The sequence below is a fragment of the Methylobacterium sp. 37f genome (assembly GCF_023093475.1).
GTDB lineage: Bacteria > Pseudomonadota > Alphaproteobacteria > Rhizobiales > Beijerinckiaceae > Methylobacterium.
In genome coordinates this window covers 35522-53941 of sequence record NZ_JAGHKN010000025.1, presented here as the reverse complement: position 1 = coordinate 53941, position 18420 = coordinate 35522, and the positions used below count along the sequence as shown (strand labels likewise).

Genomic DNA, 18420 nt, shown 5'->3' with positions numbered 1-18420 from the left:
GGGTGGTGCCCGAACGAGAGCGGGTGGTGCGAGCGGATGCCGGACGCAGATCAGGACAAGACAGGCCCCGGCCCTTACGGGATCTTGGCGGCGCAGGGCATCCTGGCCCTGACGCGGTCCGGCGCGATCCGGCCCGACACGCCCTACGCGCCCGACCAGATCCAGCCCGCAAGCCTCGACCTGCGCCTCGGCGCCCGGGTGTTCCGCGTACGCACCAGCTTCCTGCCCGGCGCCCGCACGGTAGCGGCCTGCATCGAGGCCTTCGTGCTGCACGAGATGGATCTGACGCACGGCGCCGTCCTGGAGACGAGCTGCGTCTACATCGCCGAATTGCAGGAGCACCTCGCCCTGCCGGCCGATCTCGCGGCCAGCGCCAACCCGAAGAGTTCCACCGGCCGCATCGACGTGTTCACCCGCGTCATCACCGACCGGGGCGCCGCCTTCGACCAGGTCGAGGCCGGCTATCGCGGGCCGCTCTACGCCGAGATCTCGCCCCGGACCTTTCCGGTGAAGGTCCGCACCGGCTCGCGCCTGTCGCAGATCCGCTTCCGGCGCGGCGAGCCCCGCCTCTCCGATTCCGAACTCGCGGGCCTGCATGCGACATCACCGCTGGTCGACGCCCCGAACCCGACCTTCCAGGGCGGCATCGGCGTCTCCATCGATCTCGCGGGCTTCTCCGGCCTCGTCGGCTATCGCGCCCGGCGCCATACGGGCCTTGTCGACGTCGATGCGCCGGGAGCCCACCGGGCCGCGGATTTCTGGGAGCCGCTGCAGGCCGACGCCTCGCGGGCCCTGATCCTCGATCCGGGCCAGTTCTACATCCTGGCCTCGAAGGAGGCGGTGCAGGTGCCCCCCGACTTCGCCGCCGAGATGGTGCCGTTCGATCCCCTGGTGGGCGAGTTCCGCGTGCATTATGCGGGTTTCTTCGATCCGGGCTTCGGCTTCGCCGCCGCCGGGGGCGCCGGCGCCCGGGCCGTGCTCGAAGTGCGCTCGCGCGACGTGCCGTTCCTGCTGGAGGACGGGCAGATCGTCGGTCGCCTCGTCTACGAGCGCATGGCCGAACGCCCCGCCACCCTCTATGGCGCAGGCGCCGGCTCGAACTATCAGGCCCAGGGGCTGAAGCTCTCCAAACATTTCGCCTGAGGCGAGACCTTCGCCTCCGGCCGACTCCGGACCTGCGGAGATGCCATGACCGTGTCCAACGACGACGAATTGACGGCGCTGAAGCGGATCGGGCGCATCGTCGCCGATGCGCTCGACGCGATGGGCCGGGCCATCGAGCCCGGCATGACCACGCGCGACCTCGATGGGATCGGCCGGGCGTTCCTGGAGACGGCCGGCGCCCGGCCGGCGCCCGAGATGGTCTACGGCTTTCCCGGCGCGACCTGCATCAGCGTCAACGAGGAGATCGCGCACGGCATCCCGGGAGAGCGCCGGATCGGTCCGGGGGACCTCGTCAACATCGACGTCTCCGCCGAGCGGGACGGCTACTTCGCGGATACGGGCGCCTCGTTCGCCGTACCGCCGGTGACGCGGGCGGTGGAACGGCTGTGCCGCGACGGGCGCCGGGCGATGTGGGCCGGCCTGCGCCAGGTCGGTCCGGGCAAGCCGCTGGCCGAGATCGGGAACGCCGTGGGGGCCTTCGCGCGCAAGAACGGCTATACGCTGGTGCGCAACCTCGCCAGCCACGGGGTCGGCCTGTCGCTGCACGAGGCGCCGACCGAAATCGCGACTTGGCCCGACCCGTCCGAGCGCCGGATCATCCAGGAGGGCCTGGTGTTCACCGTCGAGCCCTTCCTGTCCCTCGGCGCCGACTACGCGGAGGATGGCGACGACCCCTGGACCCTCTACAGCCGACCGCAGGCCCTGACGGTTCAGTACGAGCACACCGTCGTCGCTTCCCGCAGCGGACCGCTGATCCTGACGATGCCGGGCCAATAGGCGCCGTCGCGAACGCAGGAAGACCGGACCTCAGGACACCATACCGGGCCGTCCCGGCCACGTCTTCCAGTCCCTTGTTCAGGCGAAGTCTTCTGTTCAGGCGAAGTCTTCTGTTCAGGCGAAGTCTTCTGTTCAGGCGAAGTCTTCTGTTCAGGCGAAGTCTTCTGTTCAGGCGAAGTCTTCTGTTCAGGCGAAGTCTTCTGTTCAGGCGAAGTCTTCTGTTCAGGCGAAGTCTTCTGTTCAGGCGAAGTCTTCTGTTCAGGCGAAGTCTTCTGTTCAGGCGAAGTCTTCCGGCCGGTGCTTCGACCGCTCTTCCGCGACCCGGATCGATCCCGGCGGCGCCGTCAACGCCGTGCGCGGACGCACGCAAACGCGCGGGCCCTGCACCGGCATGACGCCTCGGGGCTGAGCCGGAATGGAGGAAACCGCCTCAGGCGGCGACCAGGGGCATAAACGCGCTTGGCCTATCCTTTAATCCCGAAAATTCAGCACCGAATGTAGAATTATTCTGCTTGCGCGGACTTCTGGTATACCAAATAATGCCAATATGCGAACCGCCAAGTGAAACGCGTGGCTGATCTCAGGCGGGCGGGGCGCAAACGAGCATTCCAATTCGGATCCTCAGCAAAACGCTCAACGTCCCAAGCAGAACGAGGAACTCAGCTCATGGCGATGTCCGCTGCCGCGCCCCCTATAGCGAAACCGTCCGCCAATCGATGGTTGCAACTCATCTTCGGCGTCGCCTGCATGGTGGCCGCCGCCAATATCCAGTACGCGTGGACTCTGTTCGTCCCCGAGATCCAGAAGACCTTCGGTTGGGATCGCGCCGCGATCCAGGTCGCCTTCACCATCTTCGTCGTGGTGCAGACCTGGCTGACTCCCATCGAGGGCTACTTCATCGACAAGTACGGCCCGAGCCGCGTGGTGATGTTCGGCGGTCTGATGACCGGCCTCGCCTGGGTGATCAACTCCTACGCCACCACGCTCACCGGCTTCTACATGGGCTCCGTGGCGGGCGGCATCGGCGTCGGCTGCGTCTACGCCACCTGCATCAACAACGCCCTCAAGTGGTTCCCGGACAAGCGCGGCCTCGCGGTCGGCCTCACGGCGGGCGGCTACGGCGCCGGCTCGGCCCTGACGATCATCCCGATCGCCAACATGATCTCGCAGGGCAGCTACGCCCAGGCCTTCTTCGTGTTCGGGCTGATCCAGGGCGGCATCATCATGCTGGCGGCCATCGGTCTGCGGGCGCCGTCCAAGGGCGAGGTCACCTTCTCGACCAAGGTGCTGCAGACCCGGCGCGACTACACCCTGCGCGAGGCCCTGCGCACGCCGGTCTTCTGGGTGATGCTGCTGATGTTCACCTGCACGGTGACGGGTGGCCTGATGGCCGTGGCCCAGCTCGGCGTCATCGCGCAGGATCTCGGCGTGAAGGAATTCCAGGTCAACCTGTACTTCTTCGCCATGGCCGCGCTGCCCTTCGCGCTGATGCTCGACCGGATCATGAACGGCATCTCGCGGCCGCTCTTCGGCTACGTCTCCGACCGGATCGGCCGTGAGAAGACGATGTTCATCGCCTTCACCATGGAGGGCATCGGCATCGTGGCGCTGGGCTATTTCGGCACCAACCCGTGGGCCTTCGTGATCCTCTCCGGCATCGTGTTCCTGGCCTGGGGCGAAGTCTACTCGCTGTTCAGCGCCACGGCCGCCGACACCTTCGGCTCCAAGCACATCGGCAAGATCTACGGCGTGCTCTACTGCGCCAAGGGCTTCGCCGCTCTGTTCGTACCGGTGGGCAACCTGCTGATGCAGGCCACCGGGACCTGGGCGACGGTGCTCTACACCGTGGCGATCATGGACCTCGTGGCAGCCTTCCTGGCCATCGCGGTGCTGCGGCCGATGCTCAAGCGCCACCATGCGGCGCAAGGGCAGGTCCAGCCGGCCGGCGCCCTGGCGCATGCCTGACCCATCCCGCGCCCCGGTACCGGGCGCGGGACTTGCCTATCCCCTGCGAGCCGGATCCCCTCCGGCTCGCAGTCGTTCGAGGCCGAGGGCGACAACCGGGGCGCCCCGGTCGACCTCGCACCGGCAAAGGATTCCGCGATGGTCGTCTCCATCCTCCTCGCCCTGGTGAGCATTCCCTTCGCGGCCATCGTCCTGCGAACGGCGGACTTCAACCGTGACGTCTTCGCCATCCTGTATGTCTCGTCGCTCGGCCTGGTCCTGTCGGCCATCCTGCTCGTCGGCGGGTACTACCTGCTGCCGCTACCCCCGATCGTCGCCGATCCCGTTCACCGGTAGATCACCCGGCCGGATGGCTCGGCGGCCGCGCCGCGCCGAGGACAGCGCAGCCGAACGCACTAGCCACGCTCCGGCTGCATGACCGCGTAGCGGTATACGATATACCAGAGACCGTTGTGCAGTGCGATAAACCCGGATCGCCATCGGAATCCGCACCATGATCGCTCTGTTCGTTCTCGGCCTGTGTGCCGTCGCCATCGGGCCGATGCTGGCCCTCCTCACCGACGATGCCGCTTCGGGCTCGGTCCTCCCGGACAAAGCCTCGGCCGGCATGTTCGTCGCGCTCAACGACAACACGCTCACGGCGGCCCGACGCGCCGCCTGATCGTCCGGTTAGGGAGCCTTCGCGGTCCGGGCCGACGGGGCAGGGCGACCGGACCGGGCCGGCCTTGCAGCGGAGACCGGCGCGTCCTCGGTCGTCAGCGCGCCGCTCGCATCGTCGAGGACCGGGATCTGGTCCAGGGTGAGGAGAGGTCGGGTGGAGCGGGCCTCGCCGCGCAGTGGCTCGGCACGGCCCGGGGCCGCTTCGGACACGGCGGCCATCACGGACGCAGAACCCTTGCGCGATGGCGTCGGAGCCACCGCGACGGATGCCGTCGGCATCGCGGCCTTGACCGGCGGGAGCGTGGGAGCGGCCGGCGTCGCTTCCGCCCGCTCCGTTTGAACCCGGTCTCCTGGCACAGGCGGCGCCCGCAGGGGCATCGCCGAGGCCGGGCGCGCGCCCGCGATCTCTGCCTCGTGCGACGCGGCCCAGACACGGGCCGGCGCCAGCGCCGCATCGTCGGCCGGGTGCGGTGCCTTCACGGTCAGAACCAGCAGGACCGGCAGGCTGAGGACGGCCACCAGGGTCAGGCCCGCCACGGCGCCGGAGCGGATTCCGCGGAGGACCGGATGGGGTCCCGATTCGTCGAGCGGGCGCAACGGTCCGATGCGTTGATGCGAGGACCGGCGCCACCGCTTCGCCGGAACGGGGCGCCGGGGCAGACCGACCCAGGGACCACCGACTACAGGACCACCGGCAAAAGGATCTTGGCCCATAACAGTTCTTGGCCCGTGGCGCGGCGTCGTGAAACCGGGCGATTCCGGCTATCGCCAAGTGTTCGCTCGCGGATTTCCAGAACGCAACACTTTTCATCACGGGTGTCGGCCCGCGCCGATCGGACCGACACCCGATGAGCCAAGCTGTGCAACGCGCCGGGGATGCCGAAATCCTCCGGGCCGACGGATTCGACCGGCCCTCAGGGCTTCGGTGAACCGGAGCCGTTCCGGTCCCGTTGCCGGTCAGGCGCCTGCCGCCTCCCGGTCGACGAGCCAGGCGAGCCGCCCGACGCTGCGGACGTGCCGGACGGGCAGGTCTTCGCCGCGCGCGAGGCGGCGCAGGGGCTCCTGCTTTCCGGCACCGGTTACGAGAAACAGGGTCTCGCGGGCGGAGGCGAGGGCCGGGACGGTGAGGGTGATGCGGGGCACGAAGGGGGCGAGCCCCGCCTCCGGCACCGGTGCCGTCCACGCGTGGCGCTCGCTCAGGGCAGGCTTGCCCGGAAACAGCGAGGCGGTGTGGCCGTCCTCGCCGAGGCCGAGGAGGACGAGGTCGAACAGCGGTCTGGCCGGGTCGAGCACGTCCGCGCCGTAGAACGCCCGCAGGGTCTCGGCATAGGCGCGGGCGCCGGCCTCCGGCGTGCCGTGCGTGTCCATGGCGTGGAGATGGCCCTCCGGGATCGGAGCCTCCCCGAAGGCGTCGCGCGCCATGCGGACATTGCTTGCCGCATCGGTCCACGGCACCATCCGGTCGTCGCTGAAGAACCAGTGCAGGCGCTCCCAAGGCAGGTGCGCCCGGTAGGCCGGCCCGCTCAGCAACCCGTAGAGTCGCTTCGGCGTCGAGCCGCCGGAGAGGCAGACCGCGATGGCCGGGCGCGGCGCCGACTGGCACAGGGCCACGAGACGGTCGGCGGCGGCCGCCGCCACCGCATCGGCGTCGGGCAGGATCTCGGCGCGCTCGGGCAGGGGGATCATCGGCGCAGGCCCTCGAGGCTGGCAGGGAATGAGGTCCGGGGTGCCCCTCGGACCAGCGGACAACCGACGCGGGCCTATTTCGGCTCCAGAACTACTTCGGTTCCTGATGCCCGCCAAAGCCCTTGCGCATCGCCGAGAGCAGCTTGTCGGCGTAGCTCGCCTCCTCGCGGGAGCGGAAGCGCGCGTAGAGGGCGGCCGAGAGCACGTTGGCCGGCACGGATTCCTCGATGGCGGCATTCAGGGTCCAGCGGCCCTCGCCGGAATCGGCGACGAAGCCGGAGAAATGTTCGAGCGTCTCGTCCTGCGCCAAGGCACCGGCGGTCAGATCGAGGAGCCAGGACGAGACCACGCTGCCGCGGCGCCAGACTTCGGCGATGTCGCCGATGTCGAGGTCGAAGCGCTGGGCCTCGGGCAGATCCTGGGAATTGGCGTGCCGGAGGATATCGAAGCCCTCGGCATAGGCCTGCATCAGGCCGTACTCGATGCCGTTATGGACCATCTTGACGAAGTGGCCCGCACCGCTCGGCCCGGCATGGATGTAGCCCGCCTCCGCGCGCGGATCGCGCCCCTCGCGGCCGGGGGTCTTCGGGATGGTGCCGACGCCCGGCGCCAGCGTCTTGAAGATCGGATCGAGGCGCTCAAGGGCGGCGTTGTCGCCGCCGATCATCATGCAGTAGCCGCGCTCGAGACCCCAGACGCCGCCGGAGGTGCCGACATCGACGTAGTGGATGCCGGCGCTCTTCAGCTCGGCGGCGCGACGGATGTCGTCCTTGTAGAAGGAATTGCCGCCGTCGATGACGACGTCGTCCGCCGCCATCAGCCCCCCGAGGGTCTTCACCGTGGCCTCGGTGATGGTCCCCGCCGGCAGCATCACCCAGGCGGCGCGGGGCGCGGAGAGCTTGGCGACGAAGTCCTCCAGACTGTCCGCGCCGACCGCGCCCTCCGCCACCAGGGCGGCGACCGCGTCGGGGTTCTGGTCGAAGACGACCGCGTCGTGCCCGTCGCGCAGCAGCCGGCGGACGATGTTGCCGCCCATCCGGCCGAGGCCGATCATGCCGAGTTGCATCCCGTGTCTCCCGTGTCCGCGATGACGCGCCGGACTCGAGCCCGGCCGTCGCACGCTCCCTCGCGAGCAGGGCTATCGCACTTGGCCCGCCAGGGCGAGGCGGCGGTTCGGCCGCCGCGCCCTGCGTCGCACGCAGGGGTTCCGCTTCAGGCCGAGGTCGGCCCGACGCCCGGCTCGGCCAGCGCCGCCCCGACGCCGATCTCGGCCGCCTGGGCCTCGACCACGGCGGCGGCCGTGACGTTGACGATGCCGCGCGCGGTGACCGAGGGCGACAGGATGTGGGCCGGCTTGGCCGGCCCGATCAGCAGCGGACCCACCGGGAGGGCGTCGGCCAGCACCTTGGCGAACTGAAACGCGATGTTGGCCGCATCGAGGTTCGGCAGGATCAGCACGTTGGCCGCGCCCTTCAGGCGCGAGGCCGGCATCACCCGGTCGCGGATGACCTCCGACAGGGCGGAATCGCCCTGCATCTCGCCGTCGACCTCCAGGTCGGACCGGCGCTCCCGAATCAGCCCGAGGGCGGTCCGCATCTTCACCGCCGAGCGCGAATCCGACTGGCCGAAATCCGAGTGGCTCAAGAGCGCGATCTTGGGGGTCAGGCCGAAGCGGCTGACGTGCTCGGCACAGGCCACGGCGACGTCGGCGATCTCCTCGGCGCTGGGGTCCGGCCGCACGTGGGTGTCGGCCAGGAAGTAGGCGCCCTCCTTGGTGACGATCAGGCTCATGGCGGCGAAGTCGAGCACGCCGGGGGCGAGGCCGATCACGTCGCGGATCACCCGCAGGCGGGTCTCGAAGCGGCCCTCGAGGCCGCAGATCAGCGCATCCGCCTCGCCGCGACGCACCGCGATGGCGCCGATCACGGTGTTGTTGGTGCGCACCAGGGTGCGGGCGGCGTCCGGCGTGATGCCGCGCCGTCCGGCCGCCTCCAGGTAGGTGGCGACGTAGTCGCGGTAGCGCGGATCGTCCTCGGGATCGATCAGGTCGAAATCGACGCCCTGCTTGAGCGAGAGGCCGAAGCGTTTGATCCGGGTCTCGATCACCCGGGGGCGCCCGACCAGGATCGGCCGCGCGACCTTGTCCTCACAGATGGCCTGGGCGGCGCGCAGCACGCGCTCGTCCTCGCCCTCGGTGTAGATGACGCGCTTGGGGTTCTCCTTCGCCTTGGAGAAGATCGGCTTCATGATGAAGCCCGACCGGTGGACGAAGCGGTCGAGGCTGTCGGTATAGGCCTGGACGTTCTCCAGGGGCCGGCCGGCGACGCCGGAATCCATCGCCGCCTGGGCGACGGCGGGGGCGATGCGCAGGATCAGGCGCGGGTCGAACGGGCTCGGGATCAGCGAGCGCGGGCCGAAGGGCCGGGCCTCGCCGCCATAGGCGCGGGCGACCACGTCGGAAGGCGTCTCACGGGCCAGCGCCGCGATTGCCTTCACGGCGGCCTGCTTCATCTCCTCGTTGATCGAGGTGGCGCCGACGTCGAGCGCACCCCGGAAGATATAGGGGAAGCACAGGACGTTGTTGACCTGGTTGGGGAAGTCCGAGCGCCCGGTGCAGATCATCGCGTCGGGGCGCTTCTCCTGTGCCAGGTCGGGCATGATCTCGGGGTAGGGGTTGGCCAGCGCCATGATCAGCGGCTTCTCGGCCATTTTCTCCAGATATTCGGGCTTCAGCACGCCGCCGGCCGAGAGGCCGATGAACACGTCCGCGCCCGGAATCACCTCGGCCAGCGTGCGGGCCTCGGTCTCCTGGGCGTAGATGTCCTTCCAGCGGTCCATCAACTCGGGCCGGCCCTTGTAGACCACGCCCTTGATATCGGTGACGGTGATGTTCTCGACCCGGGCGCCGAGCGACACCAGCAGGTTGAGGCAGGCCAGCGCCGCCGCGCCCGCACCCGAGGTGACGATGCGGACGTCGGGGAGGTTCTTGCCGGCGAGTTCGAGGGCGTTGAGGACGGCGGCCGCCACAATGATGGCGGTGCCGTGCTGGTCGTCGTGGAAGACCGGGATGTTCATCCGGGCCCGGCACTGCTCCTCGACCTCGAAGCACTCGGGCGCCTTGATGTCCTCGAGGTTGATGCCGCCGAAGGTCGGCTCCAGGGCACAGACCACGTCGACGAGCTTGGCGACGTCGTTCTGGGCGACCTCGATGTCGAACACGTCGATGCCGGCGAATTTCTTGAACAGGACGGCCTTGCCCTCCATCACCGGCTTCGAGGCCAACGGCCCGATATTGCCGAGGCCGAGCACGGCGGTGCCGTTGGTGAGCACCGCGACGAGGTTCTGCCGGATGGTGAGGGTGGCGGCCTCCTGCGGGTCCTCGTGGATCGCCATGCAGGCGGCGGCGACGCCGGGCGAGTAGGCCAGCGCCAGATCACGCTGGTTGCCGAGCGGCTTGGTCGCCTGGATCTCGAGTTTTCCGGGACGCGGCAGGCGGTGGTAGACCAGTGCTCCCGACTTGAGATCGTCGGACATGTTGTCGCCCATGGTCGTCCTCCTTCGGATGTCGCGCTGCCCCCGGCGTCGGAGCGCGTCTCCCATCATCGGCGGGGTTTTTGACTGGGGCTCCTGTTGCACCGGCTGCCCAGTGGGCGCAACCCGAGCCGGAAACCCCGAATCGACCGCGCCCAATCGCCGTTCGGGCCGGTTTCCCCATCGGAGCAAATGCCCGTGGCCGGCCGGCATTGTCGCGTCGGGGCCGAGATCCGACGCTGACGATCGGGGCGTTTTGTTCCATCGCGGACCGGTTTGCGGGCCTGCCTGCGCCCCGAAAGCGGCTCGGCGTTGCGAGAGCGCCCCGAATCCCGTACCCGCTTGCGTTCGAAATCCTCACCCTGCGACGTGAAACGACCCAAGGTCCGCGACGATGTCCGATACGCCTCCCGACCGCCTTGCTGTGAATCCCAACAGCCCGTTCTACGACGAGAAGATCCTCGAGCGCGGCATCGGCATCCGCTTCAAGGGCGTCGAGAAGACCAATGTCGAGGAATACTGCGTCAGCGAGGGCTGGGTCCGCCTCTCGGCCGGCAAGACCCTGGACCGCGCCGGCAATCCGATGACGGTGAAGCTCAAGGGCCCCGTGGAGCCGTATTTTCGCGATGAGACTCCGGTCGAGGGCTGAGCCTCAGGCCGACGCGTCCTCCAGCGGGAACGGCGTCGGCTGCCAGTAGGGCTCGAGCTTGGTGCCGCGGATGTTGTCCGCCTCCCAGCCGTGCAGGATTTTTGCGAGGGCGGCCCGGTCGCCGGCCAGGAGCGGTTCGGCGACGCTCAGGACCATCCGGCGGCGTTTCTGGACCCAGGCGATATTGGGATACCGATCTTCGCGAAGCTCCGGCTCCAGGGTTTCGTAGAGCGCCCGCGCCGAATCCAGGTCGCCGAGAGCGATGTGGAAGATCAGGCGAGTTTCCGGCCATTGCGGCACCTTGCGATCGGTGCCGTCGGTGTAGACCGCCCAGAATGCCGGCAGCGAATCGATCGCGCGAAGCCGGGGTAGTGCTTCCGTCGCGATGACCGAGAGCAGATCGTCGATCATCGTCGGATCCGACCAGTCCCATTCCACCACGCGGGACGATGCGGGACGATGCAGGTAGCCGGAATAGCCGATGCTCGTCAGCAGATCGGGACCCGGCATGAAGGTCTGCAACATCGTCCATTGCGGCGTGCACAGATCCTTGTGCGAACTTCGGTCGATCAGGACACGCAGCGCCACGTGCCGAACCGGCAGAAGCCAGAGATAGTGGGACCCGATCTGTCTCAGATCGTCATACTGCGCTGCCAGGGGCCCGAAAATCTGTTTGATCTGCTTGGCGTTCGTCATCGGGAAGGCCTTATTTCATTCACGATAATGCGCCGCGTGCCAGGGAAATTGATGGCAACCATCCGTGCGATATGGGTGGCACGTAGAGCTGCGAGGCCGCTCTTGCCGGTCTTGAAATCGTGGACGCAGACCGTCAATGGGTCACTTTTTTCAAGGGCGTCGAGACGAATTGAGAACTGAGTTCCGTAGGGCACCGGGTCTGTTTTATCGGGAATAACCGGTTCCGTTGTACCAGGAACATATGAAACTTCTTGAACAAGATTCGGATCGTTAAGTGCACGAATTTTTGCAGCAGCGACGGCGTGAACTTTATTGCCGAAATCCTGCGCGTCCATGAAATTACCGGTCGTGCGCACCTGAGAGACGGAGTCATCGAGGATCCCCTGAACCTCGCCACGACGCGGACAGGCGGCGTCCAGTTCCGCTTGGTCGACCCGACCGACCCACATGGCCGGATTGTTCGCATCCGACCCGGGCTCATACGCGCTGGCCGGCGCCTCGAAGATCGCAGTGCCATCCCGGCTCTTCCGGAGAGAAAGGATTGAGAGCAAGGCCATCCCGGCCTCGACAGCTGCTGCGGTCCGTGACCGGGATGGTTGTGGGGCTCTCGCGCTTTGAACGAATGCTTCCGGCTCCACCCGGCCGTCGATCCGAGTGCCGCGCGACAGGATCTCTCCCGTCTCGCCATCGCTGATGGTCTGGGTCCGCCCCTCCATCTCGAAGAGCGTCTTGGTTCCATCCGGCGCGATGACGACGTGCCGCTCGTCCCAGGTCTCGGACGGCTGGCTGCGAACCCGCAGCGAGAGCACCCGCGAGCCGTCATCGGCGATGACGTCCTGCCCGTCGTCTCCAGAGGTCCATCGCCCGGCCCCGGTCTGGCCAGCCGGGGTGCGAGGCTGATCAGGATCGTACGCCCGGGAGAGGAGATGCTCGACGCGGAGCAGTCCGACTTCGACTCTCAGGGCTGCGAGGTCATAGGGGAGTTTCGCGCGTTCTCCGCTTTGGCGACCTGACGACGACATGGGCGGTGCTCCCGAGAGATCGAGCGACCGGCCCATCTGTCTCATAGACACGCCAAAATATCAATAAAAACCTATCATAGCTCTATATTCATGGATAGGTTCGGTCAATCGCCCTCACCCCGAGCACCCGCTCCCGCTTCGCCCGCTCGCCGGCGAAATTCCGCACCGCCACGGCGACCGCCTCCGTCAGCGCCGCCTCGGAGGTCGGGTCGCGCAGGACGAGGCTGGTGATGGCGTCGGGGTGATTCTTGCGCTGCTTCGGGGTGCGGGCGTGGTTCGAGACCCGCAGGGCGAAGGCGCAGGCTTCGGGCTTGAGGTAGACGCTGTCGCCCCGGGTGTTGCGGGCGACCACCGCGAAGCCCTGCGCCGCGAGGATCTCGACAGCGCGGACCAGGGCCTCCGCGGGCCTGAGGACGGATGTCACGGGTAACGATCCCGCCGGGCGGTAAGAGGGGGCTTGGCCCCTCAGGCGCCTTTTTCGGGCAGGTTGAGGCGGATGTGGAGCTCGCGCAGCTGCTTCGGGGTGGCCTCGGCGGGGGCGCCCATCATCAGGTCCTCGGCGCGCTGGTTCATCGGGAACAGCACGACCTCGCGCAGGTTCTGCTCGCCGCAGAGCAGCATGACGATGCGGTCGATGCCCGGCGCGATGCCACCGTGCGGGGGGGCGCCGAGCTTCAGAGCGTTTAGCATGCCGCCGAACTTCTCCTCCAGCACCTCGACGCCGTAGCCGGCGATACCGAAGGCCTTCTCCATCACGTCGGGGCGATGGTTGCGGATCGCGCCGGAGGACAATTCGGTGCCGTTGCAGACGATGTCGTACTGGAACGCCTTGATGTTCAGGATCGTCTCGGCATCCGACGGATCGAGGGCCAGGAACGCCTCGCGGTCGAAGTTCGGCATCGAGAACGGGTTGTGCGAGAAGTCGATCCGCTTCTCGTCCTCGTTCCACTCGTACATCGGGAAGTCGGTGATCCAGCAGAAGGCGTACTGGTCCTTGTCGGACAGGTTCAGCTCGTCGCCGATGCGGATGCGGGCCTTGCCAGCGAGCGCCGCCGCCTTGCCCTCGGTGCCGGCGGAGAAGAACACCGCGTCGCCGGCCTTGGTCCCGGTCTTCTGCGCGATCAGGGCCTGGACCTCGGCCGGGATGAACTTGGCGATCGGGCCCTTGCCGGTGAGCGTGCCGTTGTCGTCCTCGAAGATGATGTAGCCGAGGCCGGGCGCGCCCTCGGCGCGGGCGAAGTCGTTGAGCTTGTCGAAGAACGAGCGCGGCTGGGTCGCCGCCCCGGTGGCGGGGATCGCCCGGACCACGCCGCCGGACGCGATCACGCCCTTGAAGGCCTTGAAGGCGACGTCCTCGCGGGCGAATTCGGCCGTCACGTCGGCGATGATCAGCGGGTTGCGCAGGTCCGGCTTGTCGACGCCGTATTTCAGCATCGCCTCGGCATAGGGGATGCGCGGGAAGGTGCCGGTGACGCGCTTGCCCTCGGCGAATTCCTCGAAGACCGAGCGCAGCACGGGCTCCACCGCCTGGAACACGTCCTCTTGCGTGACGAAGCTCATCTCGATGTCGAGCTGGTAGAACTCGCCCGGGCTCCGGTCGGCGCGGGCATCCTCATCGCGAAAACACGGCGCGATCTGGAAGTAGCGGTCGAAGCCCGCGATCATCGTCAGCTGCTTGAACTGCTGCGGGGCCTGCGGCAGCGCATAGAACTTGCCCGGGTGCACGCGGGACGGCACGAGATAGTCGCGCGCGCCCTCCGGCGAGGAGGCGGTGAGGATCGGGGTCTGGAACTCGAAGAAGCCGCCGTCGCGCATCCGGCGGCGCAGGCTGTCGATGATCGCCCCGCGCTTCATGATGTTGGCGTGCAGCTTCTCGCGGCGCAGATCCAGGAAGCGGTACTTCAGCCGGGTCTCTTCCGGGTAGTCGAGGTCGCCGAAGACCGGCATCGGCAATTCGCCGGCCGGGCCGAGCACTTCGAGGTCGTCGATATAGACCTCCAGCGCGCCGGTGGGCAGGTCCGGGTTCTCAGTGCCGGCGGGGCGGGTGCGGACCCGGCCGTCGATGCGGATGACCCACTCCGAGCGCGCCGCGTTGGCGGCCTGGAAGGCCTTCGAGTCCGAATCCACCACGCATTGCGTCAGGCCGTAATGGTCGCGCAGATCGATGAACAGCACGCCGCCATGGTCGCGGATGCGGTGGCACCAGCCGGAGAGGCGGACGCTCTCGCCGACGTCGGACGGGCGCAGCGCCCCGCAGGTATGGGTCCGATAACGGTGCATGGCAGGCTGTTGCATCAGGGGCTGACAGATCACGGGCGCTTGGGATGGAGCGGCGCACCATTCACGTGGGGGGTGCGAAGTCAAGGCGACGGGCAGGCACCGAGGACTCGGGAGCCGAAGCCGGAGGCGTCGAGAGCAGGGGCCGAAGGCGGGTTGCCCCTTACCGAAAAGCGCCGGATCCCTTCCGGAATCGCAGGCCCATCCCCATATCAGGCCTATGAATTCCAACGCTTTTTTCGACATTCTGAGACAGGCGGCGTCGGGGGCGCCCGGACCTGTGCAGGAGCCGGCCGGCGCCTCCGAACCGCGCGAGCGGCAGGAGGGCCAATGGCGTGTCCTGCCCCTCGAGGGCACCTTCGAGATCGTCTACGAGGATTCGCGCGGAGCCTGGAGCACTCGGCGCGTCGAGGCGCGCGAGCTGAGGCTCGGGCCGGGCCGGACGCTCCTCGGCGGCATCGACCGCGGCCGCGGCGGGTACCGGGGTTTCCGCGCCGACCGCATCCGCCGGCTCACCGATCCATCCAGCGCCACGCGCATCGAGACCGGCATCCTCGATTGGCTGCTGGCCCGCGCCGAGGCGCAGCGCCGCGAACGGACGGCGCAGCGCCGGGCCTGGGCGCAAGCGGCCCGCCGGGGCGGGCGAGCGGGATCGGTCGCGGCCTGAGCCCTGGCCGCCGATCCGTGCCACAGCGCCGGGACGGGCGGGGATAGCGGACCGGTGCGCGTGCGAATTAGGGGGACGTGGCCAAGGACATGAGCCGGCATCCCTCGCCTGAGGCGAGAACCTTCGGTATAGCCGGATTCATGGATCTGATCGCCACCACCGCGGCCCTGACCGAGGCCTGCACCCGCCTGTCTGCGCATCCCTTCGTGACCGTCGACACGGAGTTCATGCGCGAGACCACCTACTACCCGAAGCTCTGCCTCATTCAGATGGCGGCGCCGGACGGCTCGGGGGTGCTCGTCGACCCGCTCTCGCCCGACCTCGACCTCGCGCCCTTCTTCGCCCTGATGGCCGACGAGGGCGTGGTGAAGGTGTTCCATTCCGCCCGCCAGGACCTGGAGATCATCTGGCTCCTCGGGGGCCTGCTGCCGCAGCCGTTCTTCGATACGCAGGTCGCCGCGATGGTCTGCGGCTACGGCGACTCGGTCTCCTACGAGCAGCTCGTCAACGACGTGGCCAAGGCCAAGGTCGACAAGTCCTCGCGCTTCACCGACTGGTCGCGCCGGCCGCTCTCGGACGCCCAGCTCAGCTATGCCCTTTCCGACGTGACCCACCTCGTGAAGGTCTACGAGGTGCTGGCGGGCCAGCTCCTGTCCACCGATCGCGGCGAGTGGCTCGACGAGGAGATGAGCGTGCTCACCTCGCCGGAGACCTACAAGGCCGATCCGGCCTCCGCCTGGCGCCGGCTGGCGGGGCGGATGCGCAAGCCCCGCGAGATCGCCGTGCTGATGGAGGTCGCCGCCTGGCGCGAACGCGAGGCGCAGAGCCGCAACGTGCCGCGCGGACGCATCCTCAAGGACGAGGCGGTGATCGACGTCGCAACCTCGGCCCCCCGCAGCGTCGAGGCGCTCGGGCGCCTGCGCTCGATTCCCGCCGGCTTCGAGCGCTCGCGCACCGGGACCGACATCCTGGCGGCGGTGGAGCGGGGCTTCGCCCGCGACCTCACGGAGATCGCACTGCCCGAGCGCGCCCGCAGCCGGGGCGGCAACGGGGCTCTGGTCGAACTGCTCAAGGTGCTGCTGAAGGCGGTGTGCGAGACCGAAGGCGTCGCCCCGAAGATCATCGCCACCGTGGACGACCTGGAGGCTATCGCCGACGACGACGACGCCGACGTGGCCGTGCTCCACGGCTGGCGCCGCACGCTGTTCGGCGAGAAGGCCCTGGCCCTCAAGAGCGGCCGCCTCGCCCTTTCGGCCGAGCGCGGCCGGGTGGTGGTGCGCGACCTGGCATGAGGCCGGAGCGGCCGAGCACCGCTCCGATCCGCGCAACCGTCGCCCTCTGTCAGTTCGCCTTGGCGTTGACCTCGAGCCGGTCGAACAGGGCCGCCGGGGTCGGGGCGGCGCTGAATTCCAGCATGCCGATGCCGGTGCCGTTCTTGGGCCGCAGGCTGAGCGAGAGGGTGCCGGGCTTCGTCACGAACTGACCCATCGCGGTGCCGATGGCCTTGGCGCCCGCCGAATTGCCGAGAATCGCGGGGACGCCGAACGTGCTGGCGGTGACGTATTCCTGCTTCAGCTCCTCGGGCTTCAGGCTCAGCACCTTCGACTGGGCGGCGATGAAGCGGTCGAACAGCCCGGTATTCTCGATGGTGAGGTCGAGGGCCTTGGCCGTGGCCGACAGCATGGCGAAGCTCGACACCGCCACGTCCGGATTGAAGACCTCCGGGCCGATGCCGCCGATCATGCCGTTGATGCGGACGCTGCCCATGTCCTTGCCGGAGACCGAGACCTCGCCGAGCTTCAGCTCACGGGCGGATTCGTCCCAGGCAGTGTCGGCCACGAGGGCGAGATCGAGGTCGCGGTAGCCGTAGAGGCCCAGCGAGCCGAGGCCCGGCACCCCCGCGACCGCCGAGGCCGGCAGGGTCAGGCCCGACAGGCTGAGGCGCCCGGCGGTCGGCACCCCGTCGCGCGGGGCGGCGAAGTTCAGCGAGCCGTCGCGCAGGCCCACATGCATCGGCGCGGCGGCGGCCTTGTCGCCAGGGTCGCGCGCTGGGTCACGGACCGGGTCGCGTCCGTTCTGCGGCTCGGCCGGCAGATCGAGGCTGAGATCCTTCAGCGCCAGGGTGCCGAGGGCGGGCGTCAGCAGGCGCAGGTCCGCCTCCGCGGGCGGCGTGGTCAGGGCGGCGAGCTTGCGCAGGGCCGCGACGGTCGGAGCGAGCGAGAAGCCGTCGAGGGAGAGCCGGGCAAGGCGGGCCTTGGCGCCGTCGATCCCCGCGAAGGTGATGTCCTCCAGGTGGAGGCCCGCGCTTGTCATCTCCAGGCGGGCGACGCCGAGGCTGAAGGCATCGCGGGGCTTGGCTTCCTGAACGCTGAGGCCGGTGGCCTCCAGGGCGCCGACCGAGACCGCCTCGGCGAGATCGGCGCCGAGGACCATCAGCCGCGCGCGTTCGGCAGGGGCGATCCGCTCGTAATCGAGCCCCGTGAAGGCCTGGAGCGCCCCGGTCCAGGTCGCCGGAATCTGTCGCCCGCTGAGGTCTCGGCCCTCGATCCGGGCGATCTTCACGGCCGTGCCCCGGGCGTCCACGTAGGCCACGTCGTCGACCGCGAAGGTGGCGTAGATCCGCTGCAGGGCCCTCTTGCCGTCGCCCGGCTCGCCGTACAGGCGGGCGAGCACGGTCAGGTCGAGGTCGGTCGCCCGCATGCGCCCGTAGGTGCCGGTCCCCTTCTGAGGACCGCCCGCCACCAGGATCGAGGCGCCCGCCGCGGTGAGTTCGGCAATGCGCCCGGCCCGGACGTCGCGGGCGACCACATCGCGATAGGTCACCACCGGCGTCGCGTCGGCCGCGGCCGTGCGCTCGACCCGCAATTCGGGAATGGCCAGGCTGGCGGCATCGAGCCGGACGAGGCGGGCGGGCCAGGATTCGCCGGCTCCCCCCTTCAGCAGCGCGGAGAGTTCGTCCTTGGAGAGTCGGGTCCCGCTGGCGGTGATGCGGGGCGCCTTCAGCACCGTCTCGCCGAAGGCGAGGGTCACGTCCTGCAGGGTCACGTCCTGCACCGCCGAGGCCGCCTCCTGGGCCTGAGCCGCACCGGACCCGGCGCCGATTCCCGCGCCGAGGAGGACGAGGACGCAGGCCGAGACACCGGTCGCCCACGCACGGAGGGGGCGGCCTTTCGAGCAGGTCATGGGCGTATCCGGATCGCTGGCGAAGAGGCGCTTCGAAGGATCGCGTTCCGGGAGAGGAGCCCGGAGGCGTCGGAGAGAGGGCCTCTTCCGTGCCGCAGTTTCACGCGGGAGGCAATCGCGGGGCGGCCCCACGCGGGGACCGC

At 68.8% G+C, this 18420-nt stretch carries 17 protein-coding genes; 8 read left to right on the top strand and 9 right to left on the bottom strand.

Annotated elements, in window-relative coordinates; genetic code table 11:
• Positions 1 to 36 precede the first annotated feature (36 nt).
• The 5 genes from J7U37_RS16600 (at position 37) to J7U37_RS16580 (ending at position 4567) form a co-directional block, all read left to right on the top strand.
• The gene (locus J7U37_RS16600) at positions 37 to 1143 is read left to right on the top strand and encodes a 2'-deoxycytidine 5'-triphosphate deaminase (protein WP_247636424.1); all 1107 of its coding nucleotides are present in this window, start codon (positions 37 to 39) and stop codon (positions 1141 to 1143) included.
• A 45-nt stretch (positions 1144 to 1188) separates the two neighbouring features.
• Positions 1189 to 1941 carry a type I methionyl aminopeptidase gene (map, locus tag J7U37_RS16595; RefSeq protein WP_056487064.1) on the top strand — a complete coding sequence of 251 codons (753 nt, stop codon included), beginning with the start codon at positions 1189 to 1191 and terminating at the stop codon, positions 1939 to 1941.
• Between the two features lie 666 nt (positions 1942 to 2607).
• Entirely contained in the window at positions 2608 to 3906 is a 1299-nt protein-coding gene (gene oxlT / locus J7U37_RS16590; RefSeq protein ID WP_056487067.1) for an oxalate/formate MFS antiporter, read from the top strand.
• Positions 3907 to 4044: 138 nt separating this feature from the next.
• Positions 4045 to 4242 carry a hypothetical protein gene (locus tag J7U37_RS16585; RefSeq protein WP_056185421.1) on the top strand — a complete coding sequence of 66 codons (198 nt, stop codon included), beginning with the start codon at positions 4045 to 4047 and terminating at the stop codon, positions 4240 to 4242.
• Between the two features lie 157 nt (positions 4243 to 4399).
• Positions 4400 to 4567, top strand: coding sequence for a hypothetical protein (locus J7U37_RS16580; protein ID WP_156376258.1), 168 nt, complete (start codon positions 4400 to 4402; stop codon positions 4565 to 4567).
• Positions 4568 to 4575: 8 nt separating this feature from the next.
• On the opposite strand, the gene J7U37_RS16575 is transcribed toward J7U37_RS16580, so the two are convergent.
• From J7U37_RS16575 to J7U37_RS16560, 4 genes are all read right to left on the bottom strand, one after another.
• Positions 4576 to 5103, bottom strand: a complete 528-nt coding sequence (locus J7U37_RS16575; protein ID WP_247636423.1) for a hypothetical protein — start codon at positions 5101 to 5103, stop codon at positions 4576 to 4578.
• Between the two features lie 420 nt (positions 5104 to 5523).
• Positions 5524 to 6252, bottom strand: coding sequence for a 6-phosphogluconolactonase (pgl, locus tag J7U37_RS16570; protein ID WP_247636422.1), 729 nt, complete (start codon positions 6250 to 6252; stop codon positions 5524 to 5526).
• Between the two features lie 91 nt (positions 6253 to 6343).
• The gene (gnd, locus tag J7U37_RS16565; protein ID WP_056185430.1) at positions 6344 to 7318 is read right to left on the bottom strand and encodes a phosphogluconate dehydrogenase (NAD(+)-dependent, decarboxylating); all 975 of its coding nucleotides are present in this window, start codon (positions 7316 to 7318) and stop codon (positions 6344 to 6346) included.
• Between the two features lie 146 nt (positions 7319 to 7464).
• On the bottom strand, positions 7465 to 9798 hold the full coding sequence (locus J7U37_RS16560; RefSeq protein ID WP_056185432.1) for an NADP-dependent malic enzyme: 2334 nt from the start codon (positions 9796 to 9798) through the stop codon (positions 7465 to 7467).
• Between the two features lie 379 nt (positions 9799 to 10177).
• On the opposite strand from J7U37_RS16560, the gene J7U37_RS16555 reads away from it, so the two are divergent.
• Entirely contained in the window at positions 10178 to 10432 is a 255-nt protein-coding gene (locus J7U37_RS16555) for a DUF3297 family protein (RefSeq protein ID WP_247636421.1), read from the top strand.
• A 3-nt stretch (positions 10433 to 10435) separates the two neighbouring features.
• On the opposite strand, the gene J7U37_RS16550 is transcribed toward J7U37_RS16555, so the two are convergent.
• From J7U37_RS16550 to aspS, 4 genes are all read right to left on the bottom strand, one after another.
• Entirely contained in the window at positions 10436 to 11128 is a 693-nt protein-coding gene (locus tag J7U37_RS16550) for a hypothetical protein (RefSeq protein WP_247636420.1), read from the bottom strand.
• The gene (locus J7U37_RS16545; RefSeq protein ID WP_156634084.1) at positions 11125 to 12150 is read right to left on the bottom strand and encodes a hypothetical protein; all 1026 of its coding nucleotides are present in this window, start codon (positions 12148 to 12150) and stop codon (positions 11125 to 11127) included. The genes J7U37_RS16550 and J7U37_RS16545 overlap by 4 nt, the downstream gene beginning before the upstream one ends.
• Before the next feature lie 88 nt (positions 12151 to 12238).
• A complete protein-coding gene (locus tag J7U37_RS16540) occupies positions 12239 to 12574 on the bottom strand; it encodes a hypothetical protein (RefSeq protein ID WP_247636419.1) in 336 nt (111 codons plus the stop codon).
• 41 nt (positions 12575 to 12615) lie between these two features.
• A complete protein-coding gene (aspS, locus tag J7U37_RS16535) occupies positions 12616 to 14430 on the bottom strand; it encodes an aspartate--tRNA ligase (protein ID WP_247636418.1) in 1815 nt (604 codons plus the stop codon).
• 217 nt (positions 14431 to 14647) lie between these two features.
• Between aspS and J7U37_RS16530 the strand changes: the two genes are divergently transcribed.
• Entirely contained in the window at positions 14648 to 15094 is a 447-nt protein-coding gene (locus tag J7U37_RS16530; RefSeq protein WP_200935908.1) for a hypothetical protein, read from the top strand.
• A gap of 140 nt (positions 15095 to 15234) precedes the next feature.
• Positions 15235 to 16386, top strand: a complete 1152-nt coding sequence (gene rnd, locus J7U37_RS16525) for a ribonuclease D (protein ID WP_056185451.1) — start codon at positions 15235 to 15237, stop codon at positions 16384 to 16386.
• A 49-nt stretch (positions 16387 to 16435) separates the two neighbouring features.
• Here the strand turns inward: rnd and J7U37_RS16520 are convergent, their stop codons facing one another.
• Positions 16436 to 18277 (bottom strand): hypothetical protein, encoded by a 1842-nt coding sequence (locus tag J7U37_RS16520; RefSeq protein ID WP_247636417.1) that lies wholly within the window; start codon positions 18275 to 18277, stop codon positions 16436 to 16438.
• Positions 18278 to 18420: the final 143 nt, after the last annotated feature.